Annotated in this window: 25 protein-coding genes; 11 read left to right on the top strand and 14 right to left on the bottom strand. The window is 70.9% G+C overall.

The genetic code is table 11. From position 1 onward, the window contains the following. Positions 1 to 20 precede the first annotated feature (20 nt). Positions 21 to 1,112, bottom strand: coding sequence for a CAF17-like 4Fe-4S cluster assembly/insertion protein YgfZ (ygfZ, locus tag BN6_RS39770; protein WP_015105534.1), 1,092 nt, complete (start codon positions 1,110 to 1,112; stop codon positions 21 to 23). After that, a complete protein-coding gene (locus BN6_RS39765) occupies positions 1,109 to 1,543 on the bottom strand; it encodes a Fur family transcriptional regulator (protein WP_015105533.1) in 435 nt (144 codons plus the stop codon). Before BN6_RS39765 ends, ygfZ begins: the two co-directional genes overlap by 4 nt. 34 nt (positions 1,544 to 1,577) lie before the next feature. On the opposite strand from BN6_RS39765, the gene BN6_RS39760 reads away from it, so the two are divergent. Then, a complete protein-coding gene (locus BN6_RS39760) occupies positions 1,578 to 2,420 on the top strand; it encodes an aminodeoxychorismate lyase (protein ID WP_015105532.1) in 843 nt (280 codons plus the stop codon). A gap of 69 nt (positions 2,421 to 2,489) precedes the next feature. Here the strand turns inward: BN6_RS39760 and BN6_RS39755 are convergent, their stop codons facing one another. The 11 genes from BN6_RS39755 to BN6_RS39710 all read right to left on the bottom strand — a co-directional run bounded on the left by BN6_RS39755 (position 2,490) and on the right by BN6_RS39710 (position 11,479). Further along, a complete protein-coding gene (locus BN6_RS39755) occupies positions 2,490 to 5,042 on the bottom strand; it encodes a glycosyl hydrolase family 18 protein (RefSeq protein ID WP_015105531.1) in 2,553 nt (850 codons plus the stop codon). Between the two features lie 110 nt (positions 5,043 to 5,152). Next, a complete protein-coding gene (locus BN6_RS39750) occupies positions 5,153 to 6,037 on the bottom strand; it encodes a 5-oxoprolinase subunit C family protein (protein ID WP_015105530.1) in 885 nt (294 codons plus the stop codon). Then, on the bottom strand, positions 6,034 to 6,639 hold the full coding sequence (pxpB, locus tag BN6_RS39745) for a 5-oxoprolinase subunit PxpB (RefSeq protein WP_041315661.1): 606 nt from the start codon (positions 6,637 to 6,639) through the stop codon (positions 6,034 to 6,036). Before pxpB ends, BN6_RS39750 begins: the two co-directional genes overlap by 4 nt. 117 nt (positions 6,640 to 6,756) lie before the next feature. Next, positions 6,757 to 7,392 carry an FABP family protein gene (locus BN6_RS39740; RefSeq protein WP_041315659.1) on the bottom strand — a complete coding sequence of 212 codons (636 nt, stop codon included), beginning with the start codon at positions 7,390 to 7,392 and terminating at the stop codon, positions 6,757 to 6,759. A gap of 247 nt (positions 7,393 to 7,639) precedes the next feature. Next, positions 7,640 to 7,939: a DUF1416 domain-containing protein gene (locus BN6_RS39735; RefSeq protein WP_015105527.1), complete on the bottom strand. Its 300-nt coding sequence runs from the start codon at positions 7,937 to 7,939 to the stop codon at positions 7,640 to 7,642. Then, complete coding sequence (locus BN6_RS39730) at positions 7,939 to 8,784, bottom strand: sulfurtransferase (protein ID WP_015105526.1); 846 nt, start codon at positions 8,782 to 8,784, stop codon at positions 7,939 to 7,941. The genes BN6_RS39735 and BN6_RS39730 overlap by 1 nt, the downstream gene beginning before the upstream one ends. Positions 8,785 to 8,814: 30 nt before the next feature. Beyond that, positions 8,815 to 9,252 (bottom strand): DUF4395 domain-containing protein, encoded by a 438-nt coding sequence (locus BN6_RS39725; protein ID WP_015105525.1) that lies wholly within the window; start codon positions 9,250 to 9,252, stop codon positions 8,815 to 8,817. Positions 9,253 to 9,358: 106 nt separating this feature from the next. After that, positions 9,359 to 9,436 carry a putative leader peptide gene (locus BN6_RS50350; RefSeq protein ID WP_408005351.1) on the bottom strand — a complete coding sequence of 26 codons (78 nt, stop codon included), beginning with the start codon at positions 9,434 to 9,436 and terminating at the stop codon, positions 9,359 to 9,361. Between the two features lie 66 nt (positions 9,437 to 9,502). Then, positions 9,503 to 9,931: a TlpA family protein disulfide reductase gene (locus BN6_RS39720; RefSeq protein ID WP_015105524.1), complete on the bottom strand. Its 429-nt coding sequence runs from the start codon at positions 9,929 to 9,931 to the stop codon at positions 9,503 to 9,505. A gap of 7 nt (positions 9,932 to 9,938) precedes the next feature. Further along, positions 9,939 to 10,745 (bottom strand): LmeA family phospholipid-binding protein, encoded by an 807-nt coding sequence (locus tag BN6_RS39715; protein ID WP_015105523.1) that lies wholly within the window; start codon positions 10,743 to 10,745, stop codon positions 9,939 to 9,941. After that, positions 10,742 to 11,479 carry an alpha/beta hydrolase family protein gene (locus tag BN6_RS39710; RefSeq protein ID WP_231904864.1) on the bottom strand — a complete coding sequence of 246 codons (738 nt, stop codon included), beginning with the start codon at positions 11,477 to 11,479 and terminating at the stop codon, positions 10,742 to 10,744. The genes BN6_RS39715 and BN6_RS39710 overlap by 4 nt, the downstream gene beginning before the upstream one ends. 176 nt (positions 11,480 to 11,655) lie before the next feature. On the opposite strand from BN6_RS39710, the gene BN6_RS39705 reads away from it, so the two are divergent. The 10 genes from BN6_RS39705 (at position 11,656) to BN6_RS39660 (ending at position 20,971) form a co-directional block, all read left to right on the top strand. Next, the gene (locus BN6_RS39705) at positions 11,656 to 12,408 is read left to right on the top strand and encodes a response regulator transcription factor (protein WP_015105521.1); all 753 of its coding nucleotides are present in this window, start codon (positions 11,656 to 11,658) and stop codon (positions 12,406 to 12,408) included. A gap of 33 nt (positions 12,409 to 12,441) precedes the next feature. Then, complete coding sequence (gene mshD, locus BN6_RS39700) at positions 12,442 to 13,320, top strand: mycothiol synthase (protein ID WP_015105520.1); 879 nt, start codon at positions 12,442 to 12,444, stop codon at positions 13,318 to 13,320. Between the two features lie 195 nt (positions 13,321 to 13,515). Continuing rightward, positions 13,516 to 14,634 carry a phosphate ABC transporter substrate-binding protein PstS gene (gene pstS / locus BN6_RS39695; protein ID WP_015105519.1) on the top strand — a complete coding sequence of 373 codons (1,119 nt, stop codon included), beginning with the start codon at positions 13,516 to 13,518 and terminating at the stop codon, positions 14,632 to 14,634. A 34-nt stretch (positions 14,635 to 14,668) separates the two neighbouring features. Next, positions 14,669 to 15,727, top strand: coding sequence for a phosphate ABC transporter permease subunit PstC (gene pstC / locus BN6_RS39690; protein ID WP_015105518.1), 1,059 nt, complete (start codon positions 14,669 to 14,671; stop codon positions 15,725 to 15,727). Then, a complete protein-coding gene (gene pstA, locus BN6_RS39685) occupies positions 15,724 to 16,638 on the top strand; it encodes a phosphate ABC transporter permease PstA (RefSeq protein ID WP_015105517.1) in 915 nt (304 codons plus the stop codon). Before pstC ends, pstA begins: the two co-directional genes overlap by 4 nt. 10 nt (positions 16,639 to 16,648) lie before the next feature. Further along, positions 16,649 to 17,425 carry a phosphate ABC transporter ATP-binding protein PstB gene (gene pstB, locus BN6_RS39680; RefSeq protein ID WP_015105516.1) on the top strand — a complete coding sequence of 259 codons (777 nt, stop codon included), beginning with the start codon at positions 16,649 to 16,651 and terminating at the stop codon, positions 17,423 to 17,425. 237 nt (positions 17,426 to 17,662) lie between these two features. Then, the gene (locus BN6_RS39675) at positions 17,663 to 18,031 is read left to right on the top strand and encodes a hypothetical protein (protein ID WP_041315656.1); all 369 of its coding nucleotides are present in this window, start codon (positions 17,663 to 17,665) and stop codon (positions 18,029 to 18,031) included. A gap of 7 nt (positions 18,032 to 18,038) precedes the next feature. Then, a complete protein-coding gene (locus BN6_RS39670; RefSeq protein ID WP_148303182.1) occupies positions 18,039 to 18,602 on the top strand; it encodes a DUF3558 domain-containing protein in 564 nt (187 codons plus the stop codon). A gap of 15 nt (positions 18,603 to 18,617) precedes the next feature. Then, the gene (locus tag BN6_RS47210; RefSeq protein ID WP_015105513.1) at positions 18,618 to 20,177 is read left to right on the top strand and encodes a hypothetical protein; all 1,560 of its coding nucleotides are present in this window, start codon (positions 18,618 to 18,620) and stop codon (positions 20,175 to 20,177) included. Continuing rightward, positions 20,174 to 20,971: an ESX secretion-associated protein EspG gene (locus tag BN6_RS39660; RefSeq protein ID WP_015105512.1), complete on the top strand. Its 798-nt coding sequence runs from the start codon at positions 20,174 to 20,176 to the stop codon at positions 20,969 to 20,971. Before BN6_RS47210 ends, BN6_RS39660 begins: the two co-directional genes overlap by 4 nt. A gap of 103 nt (positions 20,972 to 21,074) precedes the next feature. Here BN6_RS39660 and phoU read toward each other — a convergent pair whose 3' ends face one another. Then, entirely contained in the window at positions 21,075 to 21,740 is a 666-nt protein-coding gene (gene phoU / locus BN6_RS39655; RefSeq protein WP_015105511.1) for a phosphate signaling complex protein PhoU, read from the bottom strand. Between the last annotated feature and the right edge of the window lie 5 nt (positions 21,741 to 21,745).

Genomic DNA, 21,745 nt, shown 5'->3' with positions numbered 1-21,745 from the left:
GAACCCGGCGCGTCCGGCGACTACCGCCCCAGGTTCCGGGCGGCTTCCCGGCCCAGGCCCGGGGTGTCCGGCGGCACCGAATCGGGGTCCACCGACGCCTGCACGACCCGGTCGTCGACACCCACCAGCAGCTCGGCCTCGACCGGCACCGAGCGCTTGACCAGCGCCAACGCGATCGTGCCCAGCTCGTGGTGCAGCGCCACCGACCCGACCCGGCCGACCACCTTCTCGCCGACCACCACCGGGTCGCCGGTCTCCGGCTGGACCTCCCGGGTCCCGTCCAGGTGCAGCAGCAGCATCCGCCGCGGCGGCCGGCCGACGTTGTGCACCTTCGACACCGTCTCCTGGCCGCGGTAGCAGCCCTTGTCCAGGTGGACCGCCGAGCCGATCCAGTTGACCTCGTGCGGGATGGTCTTCTCGTCGGTGTCCACGCCCAGCCGGGGCCGCAGCGACTCCACCCGCAACGCCTCGAACGCCCAGCTGCCCGCCGGGCGCGCGCCCGCGTCGGTCAGCTTCGCCCACCAGTCGGTCAGCAACCCGCGCGGCACGACCAGGTCGGCGGCGTCCTGACCGGGCCACGGCATCCGCCGCACGAACCCGCCGCCGGGCAGTTCCACGACACCGAGCCGCTCGGGCAGCACCACACCCGATCTGGTGAACAGCTCCGGGAGCTCCGGCCCGACGACGGTCAGCACGGCCAGTTCGGCGGTGGCGTCGCGGGGCTCGACCTTCGACCAGAACACCATCTTCGTCAGGTACGACAGCAGCGCGCCCGCCGTCGACGCCTCGGTGTCGAGGTAGACCACGCCGCCCACGTTGGCCACCACCGCGTGGTGCTCGACCCGCCCCTGCACGTCCAGCACCAGCATCTCGCTGCCCCGGTCCTCGCCGAGCGCCTCGAAGTGCTGGCTGGTCAGCGAGTGCAGCCAGGTCAGCCGGTCGTCGCCGGAGACCGCCAGCACCGCCCGGTTCGACCGGTCGAACACCGCGACCGACCGGGCCGCCGAGCGCTGCTCCGCGAACGGGTCGCCGAAGTGCCAGGGCACGCCCTGGTCGGCGGACCCCTCGAACGGCGCGACGGCGCCCGGCACGGTCAGCAGCGGTGAGGTCACGAGTTCTCCTTCAGGCAGTCGCGGCAGGTGCCGGACAGCGCGAGGTGGCTGGCATCCAGTTCGAACCCGAATTCACCCCGGAGTGTTCCGCCCAGCGGTGACAGCAGATCACACGGCACCTCGTCGACCCCGCCGCACCGGTGGCACACCAGGTGGACGTGCTCGTGCTCGTCCGCCGAGTAGTTCGGCGCGCCGTGGCCCAGGTGGGTGTGCCGGATCAGCCCGAGCCGCTCCAGCAGGTCGAGGGTCCGGTAGATCGTGGTGATGTTCACCGTCGGGGCCGTGACCTGCACGCGGTGGCAGATCTGCTCGGGTGTCGCGTGCCCGAGGTCGCGCACCGCGTCCAGCACCAGTTGGCGCTGGGGCGTCATCCGCATCCCGCGGTCGTGCAACGTCTTGCGCAGGGCCTTCGGGCCGCTCGCGGTGTCCACGAAACCGATGTTAAGCCGTGAGTAGTCTCACTGTATGCGCGTGCTCGCTCTACTGGATGGAACCCTCGCCGACCCCGACGCCCCGCAGATCCGCGTGGACGACCTCGGCCTGATGCGCGGCGACGGCGTCTTCGAGACCGTCCTCGTCGTGGACGGCAAACCCCGTGAACTGGGGCCGCACCTGGACCGGCTGGCCCGCTCGGCGGCCCTGCTGGACCTGCCCGAACCCGACCGCGCCGCGTTCGAGCGGACGGTCAGCCTGGTGGTGGACAACTGGACCGGCGGCCGGGAGATCGCCCTCAAGCTGATCTACACCCGCGGCGTCGAGGGCGGTGACGGCACCGCGACCGGCTTCACGCTGGGCATGGACATCTCGGCGAAGGTGCGGGCCCAGCGGGCCGACGGCCTCGCCGCGATCACCCTGGACCGGGGCATCGAGCCGGGGCTGGCCGAGCGCGCGCCGTGGCTGCTGCTGGGCGCGAAGTCGCTGTCCTACGCGGTCAACATGGCGGCCCTGCGCGAGGCCGAGCGGCGCGGCGCGGCGGAGGTCGTGTTCACCACGTCGTCCGGCTCGGTGCTGGAGGGCCCGACCTCGACGCTGGTCCTGGCCCGCGACCGGGACCTGGTCACACCGCCCTCGACCTTGGGCATCCTGCCGGGCACGACGCAGGCCGCGCTGTTCCGGTCCGCCACGCGTGAGGGTTGGACGGTCAAGGTCGCGCCGATCGCGGTGGACGAGCTGCACGCGGCGGACGGCGTCTTCCTGGTGTCCAGCGTCCGCAAGATCACCCGCGTGCACACGCTGGACGGCAAGCCGCTGCCCGACTCCGCGGACCTGCACGCCCGGCTCGTGGAGCTCTACGAGGCCGAGTACTGAGGTTCCGAGCGCCGGGGCGGGACGGGAAACGCGGCCCCCGGGAGTCCGGGGGCCGCGTTCCCGCAGGGATTACTTCAGCCCGTTGTCAACGGCACTCATCAACGTGCCGGTGTCGCCGGACATCTCCCAGATCATCGCGCCGAGCAGGCCGCGCTGCTTCATCCACGCGGTCTTCTTCTGGATCGACCACGTGTCGTCGAAGGTCCACCACTGCCCGCCGTTGCCGGTGAAGCAGGAGGTGGCCACCGCCGGTTCGTCGTGCACGACGGTGCAGTTCGGGACGCTGGCCAGCAGGTTGGAGTAGCCGCGGGTGCCGGCCTCCTCGGCGAACTGGCCCGGTGCCGCACCGGTCGCCGACTGCCACTCGCCCTTCTTCCCGCCGTCCTGGACGCCCTGCCAGCCCCGGCCGTAGAACGCCAGGCCCACCGTGATCTTGCGCGGGTGCACCCCGGCTTCGAGGTAGGCGTTGACCGTGTCCTCCACGCTGAAGTGGAACGGGTACGGGTCGTCCTTGTCGGCGTACAGGTTGCCCTGGTGGCCGGTCCGGTTCGGCTCCCACGAGTTGTCGCTGCCCGAGCCGTGGAAGTCGTAGCCCTGGACGTTGAAGATGTCCATGGACTGCGCCACCCGGCCCAGCTCCCAGCCGGCGTCGATCTTGCCCCGGTCGGCCGGGGTGAACGCGGTCAGCTGGTAGCGCCTGCCGGAGGTCTTGGTCAGCTCGTCCATCTGCTTGCGGAACTCCTCGATCAGGAGGGTGTTGTTCCGCTTGTCGTCCGGGCTGATGTGGTTGCCGGCGTGGCCTTCGGCGCCGGGCCACTCCCAGTCGAGGTCGATGCCGTCGAAGATGCCGGCCGCCGTGCCCGGACCGCCCGCCGCGTTGTAGGTCGGCAGGTTGCCCTTCAGGTACATGTCGACGCACGACGCGACGAACTTCTTGCGCGCCGCGTCGGTGGCCGCGACGTCGGAGAAGTACTTCGAGTACGTCCAGCCGCCCAGCGAGATCAGCACCTTGAGGTGCGGGTGCTTCGCCTTGAGCTTCTTGAGCTGGTTGTAGTTGCCGCGCAGCGGCTCCCAGCCGGTGTCCGCGACGCCGTCGACCGACTGCGCCGAGCTGAACGGCCGGCTGTAGTCGGCTTCCGCGTCACCCGCGCCGTCGCCCTGGTTGGGGTCCTGCGGGTTGGGCGAGGTGCCCTTGGTGACGCCGTGCAGGCAGGTCAGGTTGACCGGGTCGATGTTGCCGAACGCGTAGTTGATGTGCGTCAGCTTCGCCGCGGACCCGTTGGTGTCCAGGTTCTTCACGAAGAACTGGCGACCGTAGATGCCCCACTGCACGAAGTAGCCGACCTTCGCGTACCCGCCGACGATGTCCGAAGTGGTCACCTTGACGGCGCTGCTCAGGCCCGACTCGTTGTCGTAGATGTCCCGGGCCTTCACCTGGAAGGTGTACTCGGTGGACGGCGACAGGCCGTCGATCTTCGCCGTGGTCTCGGTGACCGTGGCGCGGACCGCGTCGCCCTGGTAGACGTCGTAGTTCGCGACCTTGTTGTTGTCCGTGGACGCGTTCCACGCGAGCGTGACGCTGCCCGCGTCCTTCGCGGTGCTGCGCAGGTTGGTCGGGGTGGTCGGCGGCTGGGTGTCGTCGGCCGGGTTGTTCGTGGTGACGCTGATGGCGTTGCTGGCCCCGGACTGGGTGCCCTTGGTGTCCTTGGCCTTCACGGTGAACGAGTACGCGGTGTTCGGCGTGAGACCGGTTACCGTGGCACTGGTGCCGGTGACCGTGGTGGCCAGCGCGGTTCCGTTGTAGACGTCGTAGCCCGCGACCGGCAGCGAACCCGCGTTGGACGCGTTCCACTGCAGCGACACGGACTTCGTGGTCTTCACCGGGGAGCGCAGGTCACCGGGGACGGTCGGCGGGACGTCCGGCGAACCGTCGCAGTTCACGTTGTTGATCCGGCAGGTGACGGGTTCCACCGCGCGGCTCAGCGTGAACGTCGGGCTGTACGGCTCGGTGGTCTTCTTGGGACCGACCGACTTGTTGTAGTGCACCGGGACCACGGTGACCGAGTTGCCGTTCTGGGTGACGGTCGCGTTGTTCCCGTTGCTCGCGGTGACGCCCGCGGGCAGCGTGAACGTGATCGACCACTCGGTCAGCGTCGTCGTGGTGTTGTTCGCGACCACGAACTTGCCGGTGCTGCCGGTCAGGCTGAAGTCGGCCGTGACCGGTGCGGGCGGTGGCGGCTCGGGGCCGGTGCCGTCGCAGTTCGCGCCGTTGAGCGTGCACGACGTCGGGTCGACCGCCGAGCTCAGCGTGAACGTCGGGCTGAACGGGTCGGTGTTGCGGCCCGCCTGGATGGTGCTGATGTAGTAGGCGGGGGTGAGCGTGACCTTGGTGCCGTTCTGGGTGGTGGTCGCGTTCTGCGCACCGCTCACCGTCACGCCGGCGGGCAGGTCGAACTTGATCGACCAGCCGGAGATGGCAGCTGTGGTCGGGTTGTTGACCACGAACTTGGCTGTGGTGCCCGTTCGGCTGAACGTGGCGGTCAGGCCCGCTGCGGCGGTTGCCGGCGTGGCGAAGGTGGCGGTGGCGGCTAGTGCCACCAGCGCGATGGCTAGTCGGCGCATTTCGGTTGTGCCTCTCGATTGACAGGGACAGTCGAGAACCACGGCGGCCAAGACTTGAAACTAGGTCTTCGTCACACCAATGACAATGGGTCTAGACCAATTGCGTCCGTTCAGCCGTGTGGCCGGAACCGGACCCGGGTTCCCGGCCGCGCCTGGCCGAGCAGCGGCAGGGCGTCCGGCGGCACCACGCCTACCACCGGGTAACCGCCGGTCGTCGGGTGGTCGGCCAGGAACACCACAGGTCGGCCGTCCGCCGGCACCTGGACGGCCCCGGTCACCAGCCCCTCGCTGGGCAGCTCGCGACCCCGGTGGGCGGCGGTCCGGGCCAGCGCCGTGCCGTCCAGGCGCAGCCCCACCCGGTTGCTCCGCTCGGACGCGGACCACCGGCCGGTGCGGAGCTGTCCGAGCGGGTCGTCGAACCAGTCGTCGCGGGGGCCGAGCAGGATCGGCACCACCACCTCGTCCGCGACGCGCAGCGGCGGCAGCACGTCGGCCCCGGTCGGCACCCCCGTCGGCGGGCCGAGCGGCAGCACGTCGCCGGGGCGCAGCGGCGGCGGGCCGAGGCCGGAGAGCAGGTCCGCGGCGCGGCTGCCCAGCTCGGCCGGCACGGCGATGCCCCCGGAGATCGCGAGGTAGCAGCGCAGGCCGGTGCGCGGGGTGCCGACGGTCAGCTCGTCGCCGGGGCGCAGGTGGGTCGGGCAGTCCCGCAGCCGGCCGTTGACCAGGGTGGGCGTGCTCGGGCCGGTGACCGCGACGGTGCACGACGCGGCGGCGCGCAGCACCAGGCCGCCGAGCAGGAGTTCCAGCCCGGCGGCGTCCTCGGGGTTGCCGACCAGCCGGTTCGCCAGGCGCAGCGACGGCGGGTCCAGCGCGCCGGACGGCGGCACGCCGAGGTGCGCGTGGCCGGGCCGGCCGAGGTCTTGGACCAGCGCCTGGGGCCCGGTGCGCAGGACCGTGACGGACCGGGCGGGTCGCGCCTGGTCGAGCGCCGTCACCGGACCGCCCGGAAGCGCACCCGGTCGCCCGGCGAGAGCAGCGCGGGCGGGTCGTGGCGCGGGTCGAACAGCGGGGCGTCGGTGCGGCCGATGAGCCGCCAGCCGCCGGGCGTGGACCGCGGGTAGGCGGCGGTGTACTCGCCCGCCAGGCCCACCGAGCCCGCCGGCACCTTCGTGCGCGGGGAGTCCAGCCGGGGCTGGCGCAGCGGTTCGGGCAGGCCGGTCAGGTAGGCGAAACCGGGGGCGAACCCGCAGAACGCGACCGAGTAGACGGTCTCGGTGTGCAGGGCGACGACCTCGTCCGGGGTGAGGCCCGCGGTGGTCGCGACCAGGTCGAGGTCCGGCCCGTCGTAGACCGCCGGGATCTCCACCTCGCGGGTCGGCACGTCGACCGGGTCGGTCGACCGGACGGCCGCCAGCACCCGTCGGACCGCCGGCAGGCCGCCCGGACGGGCCGTCACCAGGACCGTGCGGGCCGCCGGGACCAGCTCCACCACCTCGGGCAGCGCCGCGGCCTGGACCGCCGCGCGCACCGCCTCCACCTCACCGGCCGAGTCGACCTCGACCAGCACCGCGTCGGTTCCGCAACGCCGCAGCCGCATGGCACCCACGATAGGTCCTCAAGTTGGATTGTTGAACAATCCTAACCGAGGACTTTCCGGCACGCGCACGTTCGGCCCCCAGGTCGGCTGGTTCGGATCGAGCCGACAGCGGACCGGTCAGCCGACCACGCGCTTGAGGTGCGCCGACGTGTGCGGCTGGAGCGGCTGGCCCACCATCGCGCGCTCCTCGACGTACGCGAGGTCGCCGCCGTTCACGATGCCGTAGAGCCGTTGCGCGCCCGTGACGTCCTTCGCGGTCGTCGTCCGGACCACCGCGTCGGTGCCCAGCTCCCACGACGTCTGGCTGCGCGGCTTGCCGTAGTACAGCTCCATGATCCCGGTGTTGTGCGCCAGCAGCACCTCGATCGTGTCGTCCGGCTGCGGACGCCAGAAACCCGTCTCGCGGGCGGCCTGGCGGATCACGGCGCCGTCGGCGTCCAACAGCCAGGACCGGGCCTCGTAGAACAGGAACGGGCGGCCGTCGTGCGCGAACGTGACCTGCTGGCCGAACCGGTACGGGCCGTCGATCGTCGGGTACACGACCTCGCCCTCGCCGCGCCACATCCCGACCAGCGGCAGCAGCGCCAGGCACGCGTCGTGCAGCGACGGGCCCTCGCGCAGGTTCGCGGTGTCCGCCGGGACCGGCAGGTCGTCGAACTGCGGCAGGTTGCGGGCACCGGTCGTCTCGGCGCGCGTGGCGGCGGCCCGCACCGCCGCGTCACCGCTGCCCGGCACGGGCGAGTTCTCCGTCATCAGCGCTGGTCGGAGTACAGCCGGTAGACCACGTACGCGGAGAACCAGACGACGGCCAACGCCACCACGATCATCAGGACTGTGAAGAAGTGTTCCACCCGTCAAGTTTATAGCCGGGGCGTCGCGGAGGCTCGGGCGCGGTGGGCAACGTGACACAAAAACGGGATCCCCGGTGCCAGTGCGCACCGGGGATCCCGATGGGTAGCGCCGGGCGCGAGCCCGTGCACTCCCGAGTCCTGAGCCTGGGTCAGGCCACGGCCACCGAGACCGCGTGCACGCCCGGACCGTCGGCGGACACCGACGCCTGGCCGTTGCCCGACCGGTGCAGCGCGCGGATCGTCCACGTGCCCGGTGCCGCGTAGAACCGGAAGTCGCCCTCCGGCGAGGACACGACCTCGGCGGTGAACTCGCCGGTCGAGTCGAGCAGCCGCACGAACGCGCCGCCCACCGGGCCGTCCGTCGTGCTGACCTTGCCGGTCAGCACGACCTCGCCCGCGCCGACCTCGACGTCCACGCCCTGAACCGGCGCACCACAGGTGTCGCTCATCAGTCCTCCTTGCCGCTGCCGAGCTCCACCGGCACGCCGACCAGCGAGCCGTACTCGGTCCAGGAACCGTCGTAGTTCTTCACGTCCTGGTGCCCGAGCAGCTCGTGCAGCGCGAACCAGGTGTGCGACGAGCGCTCGCCGATGCGGCAGTACGCGATCGTCTTGCGGGAGCCGTCGAACCCGGCCTCGCCGTAGATCTCGGCCAGCTCCGCGTCGGACTTGAAGGTGCCGTCCTCGTTGGCCGCCTTGCTCCACGGCACGTTGATCGCGGACGGGATGTGGCCGCCGCGCTGCGCCTGCTCCTGCGGCAGGTGCGCCGGGGCGAGCAGCTTGCCGGAGAACTCGTCGGGCGAGCGCACGTCGACCAGGTTCTTGTTGCCGATGGCGTCGACGACCTCGTCGCGGAACGCGCGGATCGAGTGGTCCTGCTCCTGCGCCTGGTAGTTCGTGGCCTCGCGGGAGACGGCGTCCTTGTCCAGCGGACGGCCGTCGAGCTCCCACTTCTTGCGGCCGCCGTCGAGCAGCTTCACCGCGTCGTGGCCGTAGAGCTTGAAGTACCAGTAGGCGTAGGCGGCGAACCAGTTGTTGTTGCCGCCGTAGAGGACCACGGTGTCGTCGTTGGAGATGCCCTTGGCGGACAGGAGCTTCTCGAAGCCCGCGCGGTCCACGAAGTCGCGGCGGACCTGGTCCTGGAGCTCGGTCTTCCAGTCGATCCGCACCGCGCCGGGGATGTGGCCACCCTCGTAGGCGGTGGTGTCCTCGTCGACCTCCACGAACACCACGCCGGGCGTGTTGAGGTTCTCCTCGGACCAGGCGGCGGAGACCAGGACGTCTTCACGGCTCATCGAAGCTGCTCCAGTTTCTTGTTTCTCGGCTTACTGGGGGCGGGCGAGGGCTGGGGCGTAGCGGCGCAGGAGCAGGAACATCTCACAGCCCAGGCACAGGCCGAGCGCGGCGTTGAGCAGCGCGGCGACCAGCGCGGCGGACGTGGCGACGACCCCGAGCGCGGTGAGGCCGGAGGCGTACCCGATGGTCCCCACCAGGGCGAACACGAACCCGACGCCCTGCGCGAACCGCAGCGGCTCGGGGGCCTCGCGTTCCGTCGTCGGCTTGATCCGCGGCTGGACGGCGAACCGGTAGACGTGCCCCCACGGGTTGAGCTTGAGCGAGATGAACGCGCACAGCCCGAACAGCACGGTCTGCGCGGCGAGCAGCCGCCACGACCCGGTCAGGAGCACGACGGCGAGGATGGCGGTGGTGATCCACGCGCTGAAGCGCGGCCCGCGCGGGTCTACGGGGACATCCTTGGGCACGACGACCTCCTGACGGTGACATGACGGGGCAGTCCGTCTTCAGGCGGTGTTAGAGGCAGTCGCGCACGCCGGTCAAGGCATCAGACTGCCGGGTGAACCCGCCCGGTCAGCTCATCGCGCGACACAGGCTGCTGCGGACGCGGCACAGGTCGACCGCGAGTCGCTTGGTCAGCAGCGTGTTCATGCCGACGAGGGTAGCCGCTGGTTTCTCCTGTCGGGAGTGGCGTCCACAACGTGGGAGTTCCCAGGTTCACCCGTTCGGGCGGGGCAGGTAGTCGCGCAGGGCCGCAAGAAGCGCATCCCGTTTCGGCACGCCGCCGACCCGCAACAGCTCGGTGCCGCGGGCGTCCAGCGCGAGGGTCGTCGGGGTGCGCAGCACGCCCAGCCCGGCGGCCACCTCGGGCAGGTTCGTGACGTCCAGGTCGACGTGCCGCAGACCCTCGGTGCGCTCGGCCAGGTCGGCCAGCAGCACGCGGGTGTGCCGGCACGGCGCGCAGAACGTCGTGGAGATCTGCACCAGCGTGACCGGGGTGCCCGGGTCGAGCAGTTCCCGCACCTCTCGCGGCAGGTCCACCCGCTGCTCCTTCCCGGTCCGGACCCGCCCGTCGCGCACGCGCAGCAGCACGCCGACCGCGGCGACCACCGCGACCACGCCGAGCAGGGCCCACACCCCGGTCATCGCGATCTCAGCCCTGGTCGAGCGGGATGTCGTGGATGGTGCCCTCGACGGTGAACGCCCCGCTCTCCACCCGGACGGCGGTCGGCGTCACGGTGAACGGCAGCACACCGGGGTCGATGGTCACGCTCAACGCCTGCCGCACCACGCCCAGCACCTCGTTCAGGCCGGCCAGCGACGTGTCGTCCAGCTCCACGTCGTTCACCGACACCGCGACCTGGTGGTCCGCGACCAGGGTGACCGCGCCGTACGCGGTGATCCGGATCTTGCGGCCGGCGACCGTGGTGCTGCCGCTGAGCTTGACCGCGGCCTTGGTCGGGTCCGGCTTGGCGGGCGCGGGCGTCGGCGTCGCCTCCGGCCGGGTGTCCGGCTCGATCGCCATGTCGGTGAACGGGGTGACGCTGTTGACCAGCCGGTTGAGGTCCTGCGCCTTGATCTTGACGCTGCCCGTGACCTGGTCGATCCGGGCGCCCCGGGTGTTGCCGGACAACAGGTCCGACAGGCCGATCCGGGTGTGGTAGAGGTTCGCCCGGATCTCCAGGTCGCGCAGCGAGTCGCGCACCGGCACGCCGGACGCGGTGATCTCGATGTCCCGGTAGTCGCCGGTCAGCGCCTGGTAGAGGAACGGGAACCCGTTGATCCGCACGGTCGGGTCGTCGGCCAGCCGGAACTTGTCCCGCATCCGCTGGGCGACCTGGTACTCACCCGCCGCGGCGAGCCCGTAGTCGGCCGCGACCAGCAGGCCGACCAGCACCAGTCCGGCGATGATCAGCTTGCGGCCCCTGGTCGGGCGGCGTGCGGTCGGTGTGGCGGTCATCGACTTCCCTCGTCGGTCGAACGGTGGTCGAGCCAGGTCGCGATCCGGTCTACCAGAGCCGGCGTCATGGCGGACTCCGCGTGGCGGATCCGCGGCTCCAGCCACAGCTCGCCCCCGCCGCCCGCCGCCCGGTGCAGCGCCCGCGCGTGCGCCGGGCCGAAGTAGTGGTCCTCCTCGCCGTGCACGATCAGCAGCGGGGTGGGCGCGATCCGGTGCACCACCTCCAGCGGGCTGGGCGGCGTGATCCGCCACGGCGGTCCCAGCCGGACGCCCAGCGCGCGGGCGGCGAGCCGGCCGTGCGGCTGCTCCAGCAGCCAGTGCACCCGGCGCATGGCGACGGTGTCGCGCACCCACCAGCGCGACGGGGTGCTCACCGCCGCGACGGCCGCCGGGCGCTCGTCGTGCAGGGCGGCGTGGCGCAGCGCGATGGAGGCCCCCATGGAGAACCCGACGGTCACCACGCGTCGGTACCCGAGGTCGCGGGCCAGCGAAACCCCGGCCGCCAGGTCGTGCACCTCGTCGTTGCCGACCGTGGACAGCCCGTGCGACCGGCCGTGGCCGCGGAAGTCCAGCGCGACGACGCCGCCGTGCCGGGCGAACCGCTCCAGCACGCGCAGGACGAACGGCTTGCGGACGTGGTTGGTGAAGCCGTGACCGACGACGAATGCGAGGTCGGTGACGGAAGGTGACGAGGTCAGGTGCAGTCCGTGCAGGGTCACCGCGTCGTGCGACACGGACGTGACGGGAGTGACGTTCGGGGGAACAACTGTGACGCTGTCCAGCTGACCTGGGTCTTTCGTGGTGTGCACCGGTATCGTCTCCGTCATCCGCAGGCAACGGGGCCCGGTCACCGTACTTGGCGCTGTGTCTGGTTCGTGACCGGACACCGGCCGAACAGGAGGGCGCCGCGATGAGTATCGACGTGCTGCTGCTGACCACCGACGCCGACCCCGAGGCGGTGCTCCCCGCGCTGTCGCTGCTCCCGCACGCGGTGCGCCCGCTGCGCCCGGAGGTCTCGGCGCTGCTGGAGGCCGGCCCGCACGACGTCGTGCTGGTGGACGCCCGTGCGGACCTGGCCGGGGCGCGCGGCCTGTGCCGGCTGCTGGACTCCAGCGGCGTGGACGTGCCCGTGGTGGCGGTGGTCACCGAGGGCGGCCTGGTCGCGGTGAACGCGGACTGGAGCGTGGACGAGATCCTGCTGCCGACCTCCGGCCCGGCCGAGGTGGACGCCCGGCTGCGGCTGGTGCGGTCCCGGCGCGGCGCCACCGCCCCCGGCGGCGACGGCGCCATCCAGCTCGGCGAGCTGGTCATCGACGAGGCGACCTACACGGCCCGCCTGCGCGGCCGGCCGCTCGACCTGACCTACAAGGAGTTCGAGCTGCTCAAGTACCTGGCACAGCACGCCGGCCGGGTGTTCACCCGGGCCCAGCTCCTGCAAGAGGTGTGGGGCTACGACTTCTTCGGCGGCACCCGCACCGTGGACGTCCACGTGCGGCGGCTGCGCGCCAAGCTCGGCCCCGAGCACGAGTCGCTGATCGGCACCGTGCGCAACGTCGGCTACAAGTTCGTCCGCCCGCCGCGGCCGGGCAGCGCCCGCCGGGTCGGGTCGCTCGACGCGGACACCCCGCCCGCCGACGCGGAGCCGCGGTTCCAGCACCGCTGAAATAGCGGTCCCTACCCGGTAGTTTCCCCCGGTGTGGAATCGACGTGGTTCGAAGAGCTGTCCACCGAGCAGTTCCGTGACGTGACCGACCTGCTCGACGCGGCCGCCCGCGCGGACGGCGTGGCCGCCGTGGGCGAGCAGGTGCTGATGCGGCTGCGGCCCGGCGCGCGGGGCAGCGCCCACCTGCTGGCCAACTCCGGCGACACCCTGGTGGGCTACCTGCACCTCGACCTGCTCGGCGACGCCGACGACAACAAGGTGGCCGAGCTGGCCGTCCACCCCGAGCACCGGCGGCAGGGCGTGGGCACCGCGCTGGTCGAGGCCGCCGCCGCGCGCGCCGAGCCGTTGCGGATCTGGTCGCACGGCGGGCACGCCGGGGCGTCGGCGCTGGCCGGGAAGCTGGGCTACCGGAAGGTCCGCGAGCTGTTGCGGCTGCGCCGCCCGCTGGACGACACGCTGCCCGACGCGACCCTGCCCGACGGGGTGGCGCTGCGCCCGTTCGAGCCGGGGCGGGACGAGGCGGCCGTGGTGTACGTCAACCACCGGGCCTTCGCCTGGCACCCCGAGCAGGGCGCGATGAGCATCGAGGACGTCCGGGACAAGGAGCAGGAGCGCTGGTTCGACCCGGCCGGGTTCCTGCTCGCCGTCGACGGCGAGAACCGGTTGCTCGGCTTCCACTGGACCAAGGCCCACACGCCGGACCTCGGCGAGGTGTACGTGGTGGGCGTCGACCCGGACGCGCAGGGCGGCGGGCTGGGCAAGGCGCTGACCCTGGCGGGCCTGGCGCACCTGCGGCGTTCCGGGGCGAGCGAGGTGATGCTGTACGTCGAATCCGACAACGCTGCGGCATTGGCCGTGTACGAGCGGTTGGGATTCACCCGGTGGGATTCCGACGCCCAATACGCCAAGTAGTGACAAACCCATCACGTCACGCAAACGTGCAGGTCACGCTGCCACCCGATTGGCGGTGTCACTGGTCACCTCCCGTGTGGAGTTCACCTCCCGTTCATCTCTTACTGGGCGCTTGTCCACCATCGCTGCCTACCGTCCGTGTCGAGCGGCGAGGTCCGTCGCGTCATTTCCGCTTTCGTTAGGTGGAGGACCCAGGTGAAGACCAAGCGGCACGGCGCCGTCGTCGGCCTGATCGCGGCCGGTGCGCTTCTGCTCACCGCATGTGGCAGCGACAACAACGCCGGCACCGGTGGCACGTCGAGCGCTGCGGCGTCCGGCACGGCCGTCGAGTGCGGTGGCAAGGCGAAGCTGAACGCAGAGGGTTCCTCCGCGCAGAAGAACGCGATCGACACGTTCATCCAGGCGTACAAGGCGAAGTGCTCCGGCGCGGACCTGGCCTACAACCCGTCCGGCTCCGGCTCGGGCGTGAAGAACTTCAACGCGGGCCAGGTGGACTTCGCCGGCTCCGACTCGGCCCTGTCCAAGGACAAGGGCGAGGTCGAGGCCGCCGCCAAGCGCTGCGCGACCGGCCCGGCGTGGCACCTCCCGCTGGTCTTCGGCCCCGTCGCCCTGGGCTACAAGCTCGAGGGCGTCAAGGACCTGGTGCTCAACGGCGAGGTGACCGCCAAGATCTTCAACGGCACCGTCAAGAAGTGGAACGCCCCGGAGATCAAGGCGCTCAACTCCGGCGCCACCCTGCCGGACAAGGACATCAAGGTCGTCTACCGGTCCGACGAGGCCGGCACGACGGACAACTTCCAGAAGTACCTGAAGATCGCCTCCAAGGGTGCCTGGACCCAGGGCGACGGCAAGCAGTTCAAGGGCGGTGTCGGCGAGGGCAAGGAGAAGTCCGCCGGTGTCGCGCAGGCCGCCGGCTCCGTCGACGGCGCGATCACCTACGTCGAGCTCTCCTTCGCCCAGGACAACAAGCTGTCCATCGCGAAGATCGACGCCGGTCAGGGTGCGGTCGAGCTGACCAACGAGACCGTGGGCAAGGCCATCGACGGCGCGAAGCTCAAGGGCGAGGGCAACGACCTGGTCCTCGACCTCGACTCGATCTACGGCACCACCGCCTCGGGCGCGTACCCGCTGCTGCTGGCCACCTACGAGATCGTCTGCTCGAAGGGCTACGACGCCGACACCGCGAAGGCCATCCGCGCCTTCCTCACGGTCGCGGCCACCGACGGTCAGGCGGGCCTCGTGGACGCGGGCTACGCTCCGCTGCCCAAGGCCTTCCAGGACAAGGTGCTGGCCGCCATCAAGGCCATCGCCTGATCCGGCCGGCAACCCCCCTGCTCACGCCATAGCGATGAACGACCGCACTGTGGCCAAGCGCCCCGCGGGCACCGGTGACACCGGTGCCCGCAAGGGCGTTCCGGCCGCTCGATCCGACTCGGAGGCTCCGATTCCCCCGACCACGGAAGCCGAACTGAACGCTCCCCACGTCCGGCCGGGCGACCGGATCTTCCGCGGCCTCGCCACCGGTTCGGGCATCTTCATCGTGGTCCTCATCGGGGCCATCGGCCTGTTCCTGCTGATCCAGGCCGTCCCGTCGCTCGCCCAGGACCACGTCAACTTCCTGACCAGCCGCGAGTGGGCCACCGGCGACTCCAAGAACCTGCGGTTCGGCATCCTCGACCTGCTCCTGGTCACCGTGGTGTCCGCCGCGTTCGCCCTGGTCATCGCGATGCCGATCGCGCTGGGCATCGCGCTGTTCCTCACCCAGTACGCGCCGCGCAGGCTCGCCCGGCCGTTCGCGTACGTCATCGACCTGCTCTCCGCCGTGCCGTCGATCATCTACGGCCTGTGGGGCCTGCTGGTGCTCGCACCGGTGCTGACGCCGATCGGCGAGTGGCTGACCAGCACGCTCGGCTTCATCCCGCTGTTCGCCAAGGGCAACGTCAGCATCGAGCTGGGCGGCACCATCTTCACCGCCGGCATCGTGCTCGCGGTGATGATCCTGCCGATCATCACGGCGGTCAGCCGCGAGGTGTTCGACCGCACCCCGCCCGCCCACGTCGAGGGCGCCATCGCCCTGGGCGCGACCAAGTGGGAGGTCGTGCGGACCACCGTCCTGCCGTTCGGCAAGGCCGGCTACGTCAGCGCCTCGATGCTGGGCCTGGGCCGCGCGCTCGGCGAGACCATCGCGCTGATGATCATCCTCAGCGCCACCAACGAGGCGTTCGGCTGGAGCCTGTTCGACGGCGGCGCGACCTTCGCCTCCAAGATCGCACTGGCCGCGCCCGAGTTCAACGACGCGCTGTCCGCCGGTGCCTTCATCGCCGCCGGCCTGGTGCTGTTCGCGCTGACCTTCGTGGTCAACGCCATCGCCCGGTCCATCGTCGCCGGTCACAAGGAGTACGAATGACGACCGAGACGGCGGACCTGAACCGCCTCGCGACGCCGCCGACGTTCCAGAGCGTCAGCGGCGCCCGCAAGTTCAAGAACGGCTTCGCCACGGTGCTGGTGTACCTGGCGTTCGCGGTCGCCATCGTGCCCCTGGTGTGGGTGCTGTGGACGGTCGTCCAGCGCGGCCTGCCGGTCGTGCTGGACCTCGACTGGTGGCAGAAGTCGCTGTCCGGCCTGCTCTCGCGGCAGGAGGGCGGCGGTGTCTACCACGCCATCTACGGCACGCTGGTGCAGGCGCTGGTCTGCGGCCTGATCTCGGTCCCGATCGGCCTGTTCGTGGCGATCTACCTGGTCGAGTACGGCAGCCGGTCGCGGCTGGCCAAGGCGACCACGTTCATGGTCGACATCCTGACCGGTGTGCCGTCGATCGTGGCCGCGCTGTTCGTCTACACGCTGTGGATCACCACGTTCGGCTTCGGCCGCAGCGGCTTCGCGGTGTCCCTCGCACTGGTGCTGCTCATGGTGCCGGTGATCGTGCGGACCACCGAGGAGATGCTCAAGATCGTGCCGGACGAGCTGCGCGAGGCGTCCTACGCGCTGGGCATCCCCAAGTGGAAGACCATCGTCAAGATCGTCATCCCGACGGCGCTGTCCGGCATCCTGACCGGCGTGATGCTCGCCCTGGCCCGCGTCATGGGCGAGACCGCGCCGGTGCTGGTGCTGGCCGCGTACGCGCCGTTCATCAACTACAACCTGTTCGACGGGCCGATGGCGTCGCTGCCGCTGCTGATGGCCTCCGAGCGGAACAACCCGACGCAGGCGGGTTTCGACCGGATCTGGGGTGCGGCGATCACCCTGGTGCTGATCATCACCCTGTTCAACCTGCTGGCGACCGTGATCTCGCGGTGGCTGGCCCCGAAGACCAAGTGAGCGGGCGGTTATGGCCAAGCGCATCGACGTGAAGGACCTCAACCTCTTCTACGGCAAGTTCCACGCCGTGGACGGAGTTTCGCTTGCCGTGCCGCCGAAGAACGTGACCGCGTTCATCGGACCGTCCGGTTGCGGCAAGTCCACCGTGCTGCGGTCGCTGAACCGCATGCACGAGGTGGCCCCCGGCGCGCGGGTGGAGGGCAAGGTCCTCCTCGACGGCGAGGACATCTACGCCTCGACCATCGACCCGGTGCAGGTGCGGCGCACCATCGGCATGGTGTTCCAGCGCCCCAACCCGTTCCCCACCATGTCCATCCGGGACAACGTGGTCGCGGGCCTGAAGCTGGCCGGCGAGCGGAACCGGACCAAGCTCAACGAGGTGGCCGAGCGCTCGCTGCGCGGGGCGAACCTCTGGAACGAGGTCAAGGACCGCCTCGACCGGCCCGGCGGCGGCCTGTCCGGCGGTCAGCAGCAGCGGCTCTGCATCGCGCGGGCGATCGCCGTGCAGCCCGACGTGCTGCTGATGGACGAGCCGTGCTCGGCCCTGGACCCGATCTCCACGCTGGCGATCGAGGACCTGATCACGGAGCTGAAGAAGGAGTACACGATCGTCATCGTGACCCACAACATGCAGCAGGCGGCGCGGGTCAGCGACCAGACCGCGTTCTTCAACCTGCTGGGTGTCGGTCAGCCGGGTCGGCTGATCGAGGTGGACGACACGGAGAAGATCTTCTCCAACCCCAGCCAGAAGGCGACCGAGGACTACATCTCGGGCCGCTTCGGCTGACCCGACCGCAGGCCGAGGGGCCTTCCCGCCAACCGCGGGAAGGCCCCTCGGCCGTTGTGGCCCTCGTCACCCGACCGGGTGGTCCACTGCTCTCGACGTGTGACGCCTGGAACCGCCCGCCCCCGGGCCTCGTCATAGTCAAGACATGTTCTGACGTGCGCGGTACCGTGCTCGGTAGGAATCGCGTGATCGCAGGGGGTAGTGGTGCCGGCAGAGGGAGCGTGGAGCGCCCAGTCCATGCAGGCCATGACGGCCAACATGCAGGGGCTCAAGCAGGCGGCGGAGTCCGGCTCGTTCGCCATCAAGCAGTCGGGCGCCGAGGCCTACATCAAGGCCATCGAAGAGGCCGAGATGGAGATCAACGGCCTCAACAACACCATCTACCTGCTCCAGCAGGAGACCAAGCTCGGCACGAGCCCCGACGCGCAGGCGATGAGCCGCTACAACTCCGAGAGCGCGAACGGCGGCGGCGGGACCACGGGCATCATTCCCGCGATCAACCAGCTGAAGAGCGCGCTGGCAGACGCCAAGGCCGCCCTCCGAAAGGCCGTCGAGAACTACCGCGAAGTCGACGACGCTGCCGCCAACAGCCTCAAGCGCCATTGAGATGGGGATGCAGTTGACCAGGAACCTGGTAGTCCGGTCGGTGCTGCCGATCGCCGTGATCGGCCTGGTGCTGACCGGCTGCACGACGAAGACCCCGGGGGGTGCGACGCCGACCAGCGGTGCCGCCACCTCCACCACTGAGACCTCCGACGGCGGCACCACGACGTCGGAGCCCTCCGGTGGGGGTGACTTGGCGGCGTTCGACGCGTGCAAGGAGTTGAACGAGGTCGCGAGCAAGCTCTCGCTCTCCCGCATCCAGAAGGACGTCGGGACGGCGTGTCAGGCGCGCTTCGGCCAGACGACCACGATCGTCACCGTCAAGGCGTTCCCCCAGCTCGGTATCGCCGACCTGTCCGCGGGCCCCAAGGCGCAGCCTTCCGACATCCCGGTCGGTGCCCACAAGGCCAAGCGCGTCAAGACGCCGCTGACCGACACCGACTGCGTCGTGTCGGTGGAGATCACGGCCAAGTCCCGGGTCGACTTCGTCGCCGCGTCCACCACGTCGCCGGACGAAGCCTGCGACGCAGCCACCCAGGTCGCGACCGCCGTCGAACCGAAGCTGCCCAAGTAAGTCAGGAGTACAGCCGTGGCACCGCCCAACTCGCAGCAGCAGAACCCCAACGCGACCAAGGTCGTCTACGCCGGGCAGACCGACGCCGAGTTGCGCGCGGAGTACGACAAGGCGGTCCGGGAGAACCCGGGCTTCTTCGGCGCGTTCGCCACGATCGACGACTACGTCCGCTGGAAGGCGGAGTCGGCCAAGAACCAGCAGACCCAGCAGGACAACCTGCAGCAGGTGGTCGAGAACTACCGGCCGCCGATGACGCCGTCGGGTTCGTTCTACATGGGGCGCTCGCACGAAGAGCTCAAGTCGATGGTCACCGACAACATGGCGCCCAGCACGGCCAACGAGCAGGGCGAGGCGTGGACCAAGATCGGCAACACGCTGGTCGACCTGCAGAACAACCTGTCCAAGGCGACCGAGGCGAGCAAGGGCGCGTGGCAGGGCAACGCGGCGTCGTCCGCGCAGGGCTACTTCACGAACATGGCCACGTGGTCGGGCGACGCGGCGCAGGGCGCGCAGCTGACCGGCAACAAGCTCTACGAGCAGAGCCAGGCCGCCGACACGGCCAAGACGGCCATGCCCGAGCCGGTCAAGTTCAGCACGGCCGACGCCTACAAGATGTTCTTCTCCGAGCCCAACCCGTTCAAGTGGGCCGAGACGATCGACAAGATCGAGGCGAAGTTCGAGGAGAAGCAGCAGGCGCACGAGCGCGCGGCCGAGGTCATGACGAACATGTCGACCTCGTTCCAGGAGTCCGGCTCGACGATGCCCGCGTTCTCCCCGCCGCCGCCCATGGACGGTTCCGGCGGCGACCCGAGCCAGCCCGGCAAGCCCAACGACCCCGGCATCGGCGGTCGACCGTCCATTCCGGACAGTCCGGGCAACGGTAGCGGCAGCACGGGCGTGACCGGCATCCCCGGTACCGGCGGCACGGGTGGCACCGGCGGCGGCAACACCAACCAGTCCGGCTGGACCCCTGGTGGCGGCGGCACGGGCGGTGGTGGCGGCGGCGGAGGTGGCGGCGGCACCGGTGGTGGTGGCGGTGGAGGTCTGCCGCCCGGCGGTGGCTGGATCCCCGGACCCGGTGGCGGCGGTGGTGGTGGCGGTGGCAACCGGCCGCCCGGTATCCCCGGTCCCGGCCAGCGGCCGCCCGGCATCCCCGGACCCGGTGGCGGTCGCGGTGGTCTGCCCGGTGGCGGCGGTTCCGGTGGTGGTTCCGGTGGCGCTGGTGGCGGTCGTGGTGGCGGCGCGGGTGGCCTGGGCGGTGGTCCCGGCGGCATGGCCGCGGCCGGTCGCGGCGGTGGCTTCGGCCCCGGTGGCGGTGCGGGTGTGCTCGGCGAGGCCGGACGCGCGGGCGCGGGCGGCTTCGGGCCGTCCGGCGGTGGCGCGGGTGGTCTCGGCGGTGCCGGCGCGGCCGGCGGTCGCGGTGCCGGCGCGGGCATGGGCGGCATGGGTGGCGCCGGCGGGCACGGCGGCCAGGGCGAGGAGGACAAGGAGCACAAGTCCGCGTCCTACCTGGTGGAGACCGAGGACGTGTTCGGTGACGGCACGATGGTCGCGCCCCCGGTCATCGGCGGGTGACGGTGTTCTCGTTCGCCCTGTCGTACGCGGCCGCTGACATGCTGTGGGAAGACCTGAAGCTCGGCAGCCGGCCCTACCCGTTCGACTTCCCGTACCTCGGCCAGACGTTCGACGAGCGGCGCGGCATCCGCAACGCCGTCTACAACGACCTGGAGTCGCGTGGCCTGGCCCGGCGTGGCCGGGTCGCGGCCGAGGTCGAGGAGGCGCTGAACCTGTTGGTGCGCTTCGACTACTCGCTCAACGCGATCGCGTCGCTGGACCCGAAGAACGTGGAGCGCCAGCTCCTGGCCCGCGCCGGGGCCAAGGGCGAGCTGGCGGTCCTCGCGGTGCTGGACGACCGGCAGCTGAAGATCGACACGATGCGCTCGTCGGCGCTGCTGCGCGCGGTGGTGGACCTGATCCCGCAGTCGCGCCCCGGTCCGGGCCAGTCGCTCACGGTCCCGATGCCGTCGGCCGCGCCGCCGCCCGCGCCGCGCCGCGACGACGACTTCGGCGGCTCGATGTTCACCAGCGCCATGGCACCGAGGTCCGCCGCGACCTCGCAGATCCGCGCGCTGGAGGCGACGTTCGAACGGCCGCGGCTGCGCGCCGGGCAGTTCGGCGTCACGGTGCGTGGACGGCACGGCCGTGAACAGCGCGCACCGCAGGTGGCCTGGTTCGACAACGACCAGGGCCGCTACATGTCGCAGACGCGCCAGGGCCAGGACGGCCAGAAGTGGCTCACCCACGCGCCCGCCGACAACGCGCGCATCGCCGCCCAGCTCGCCCAGGAGCTGAACGGCCTGCTCAACTGACGCCGACCCACAACCCGAACCCCAGCGCACGGCGACGGCACCCGACGAAAAGAATCGACCCCGGCCAGGAGAACCCGGCCGGGGTCGACTTCGTCCGGAGCGGTCAGTCGTCGATGTCGTCGCCGTAGCCGGGCATCCGGCCGGTGACGACGAAGACGGTCCGCTTGGCCACCGACACCGCGTGGTCGGCGAAGCGCTCGTAGAACCGGCCCAGCAGCGTGGTGTCCACGGCGGACGGCACGCCGTGCGGCCAGTCCTTGTCCATGATCACCGTGAACAGGTGCCGGTGCAGGTCGTCCATCGCGTCGTCCGCGTCTTCCAGCGAACGCGCGCGCTCCACGTCCTGCGTGCGGATGATGTCGGTCGCCTCCCGGGCGAGCTCGACCGCGATGCGGCCCATCTCGGCGAAGTACGGCTCGACGGTGTCCGACAGCACGTGGTTGGGGTGCCGGCGGCGCGCGGCCTTCGCCACGTGCAGCGCCAAGTCGCCCATGCGCTCGACGCTCTCCGCGGCGTGGATCACCGCGAGCACGATCCGCAGGTCGGTCGCGACCGGCGCTTGGAGTGCGAGCAGTGCGTACGCCTGCTCCTCGATGCTGGCGCGCACGTCGTCGATCTTGACGTCGTCGCCGATCACCTGCTCGGCCAAGCCGAGGTCTGCCTGGAGCAGCGCCGAAGTCGCGCGCTCCATGGCGTCACCGGCCATCCCGCACATGTCGGCGAGCTGGTCGGCGAGTTGTCCGAGCTGGTCGTGGTAGGCCTCACGCATGGCCG

Source organism: Saccharothrix espanaensis DSM 44229, assembly GCF_000328705.1.
In the GTDB taxonomy this organism is placed as follows: Bacteria; Actinomycetota; Actinomycetes; order Mycobacteriales; family Pseudonocardiaceae; genus Actinosynnema; species Actinosynnema espanaense.
Note: the sequence above shows the minus strand (reverse complement) of the source record. Positions and strands in the feature narration are given on the sequence as shown.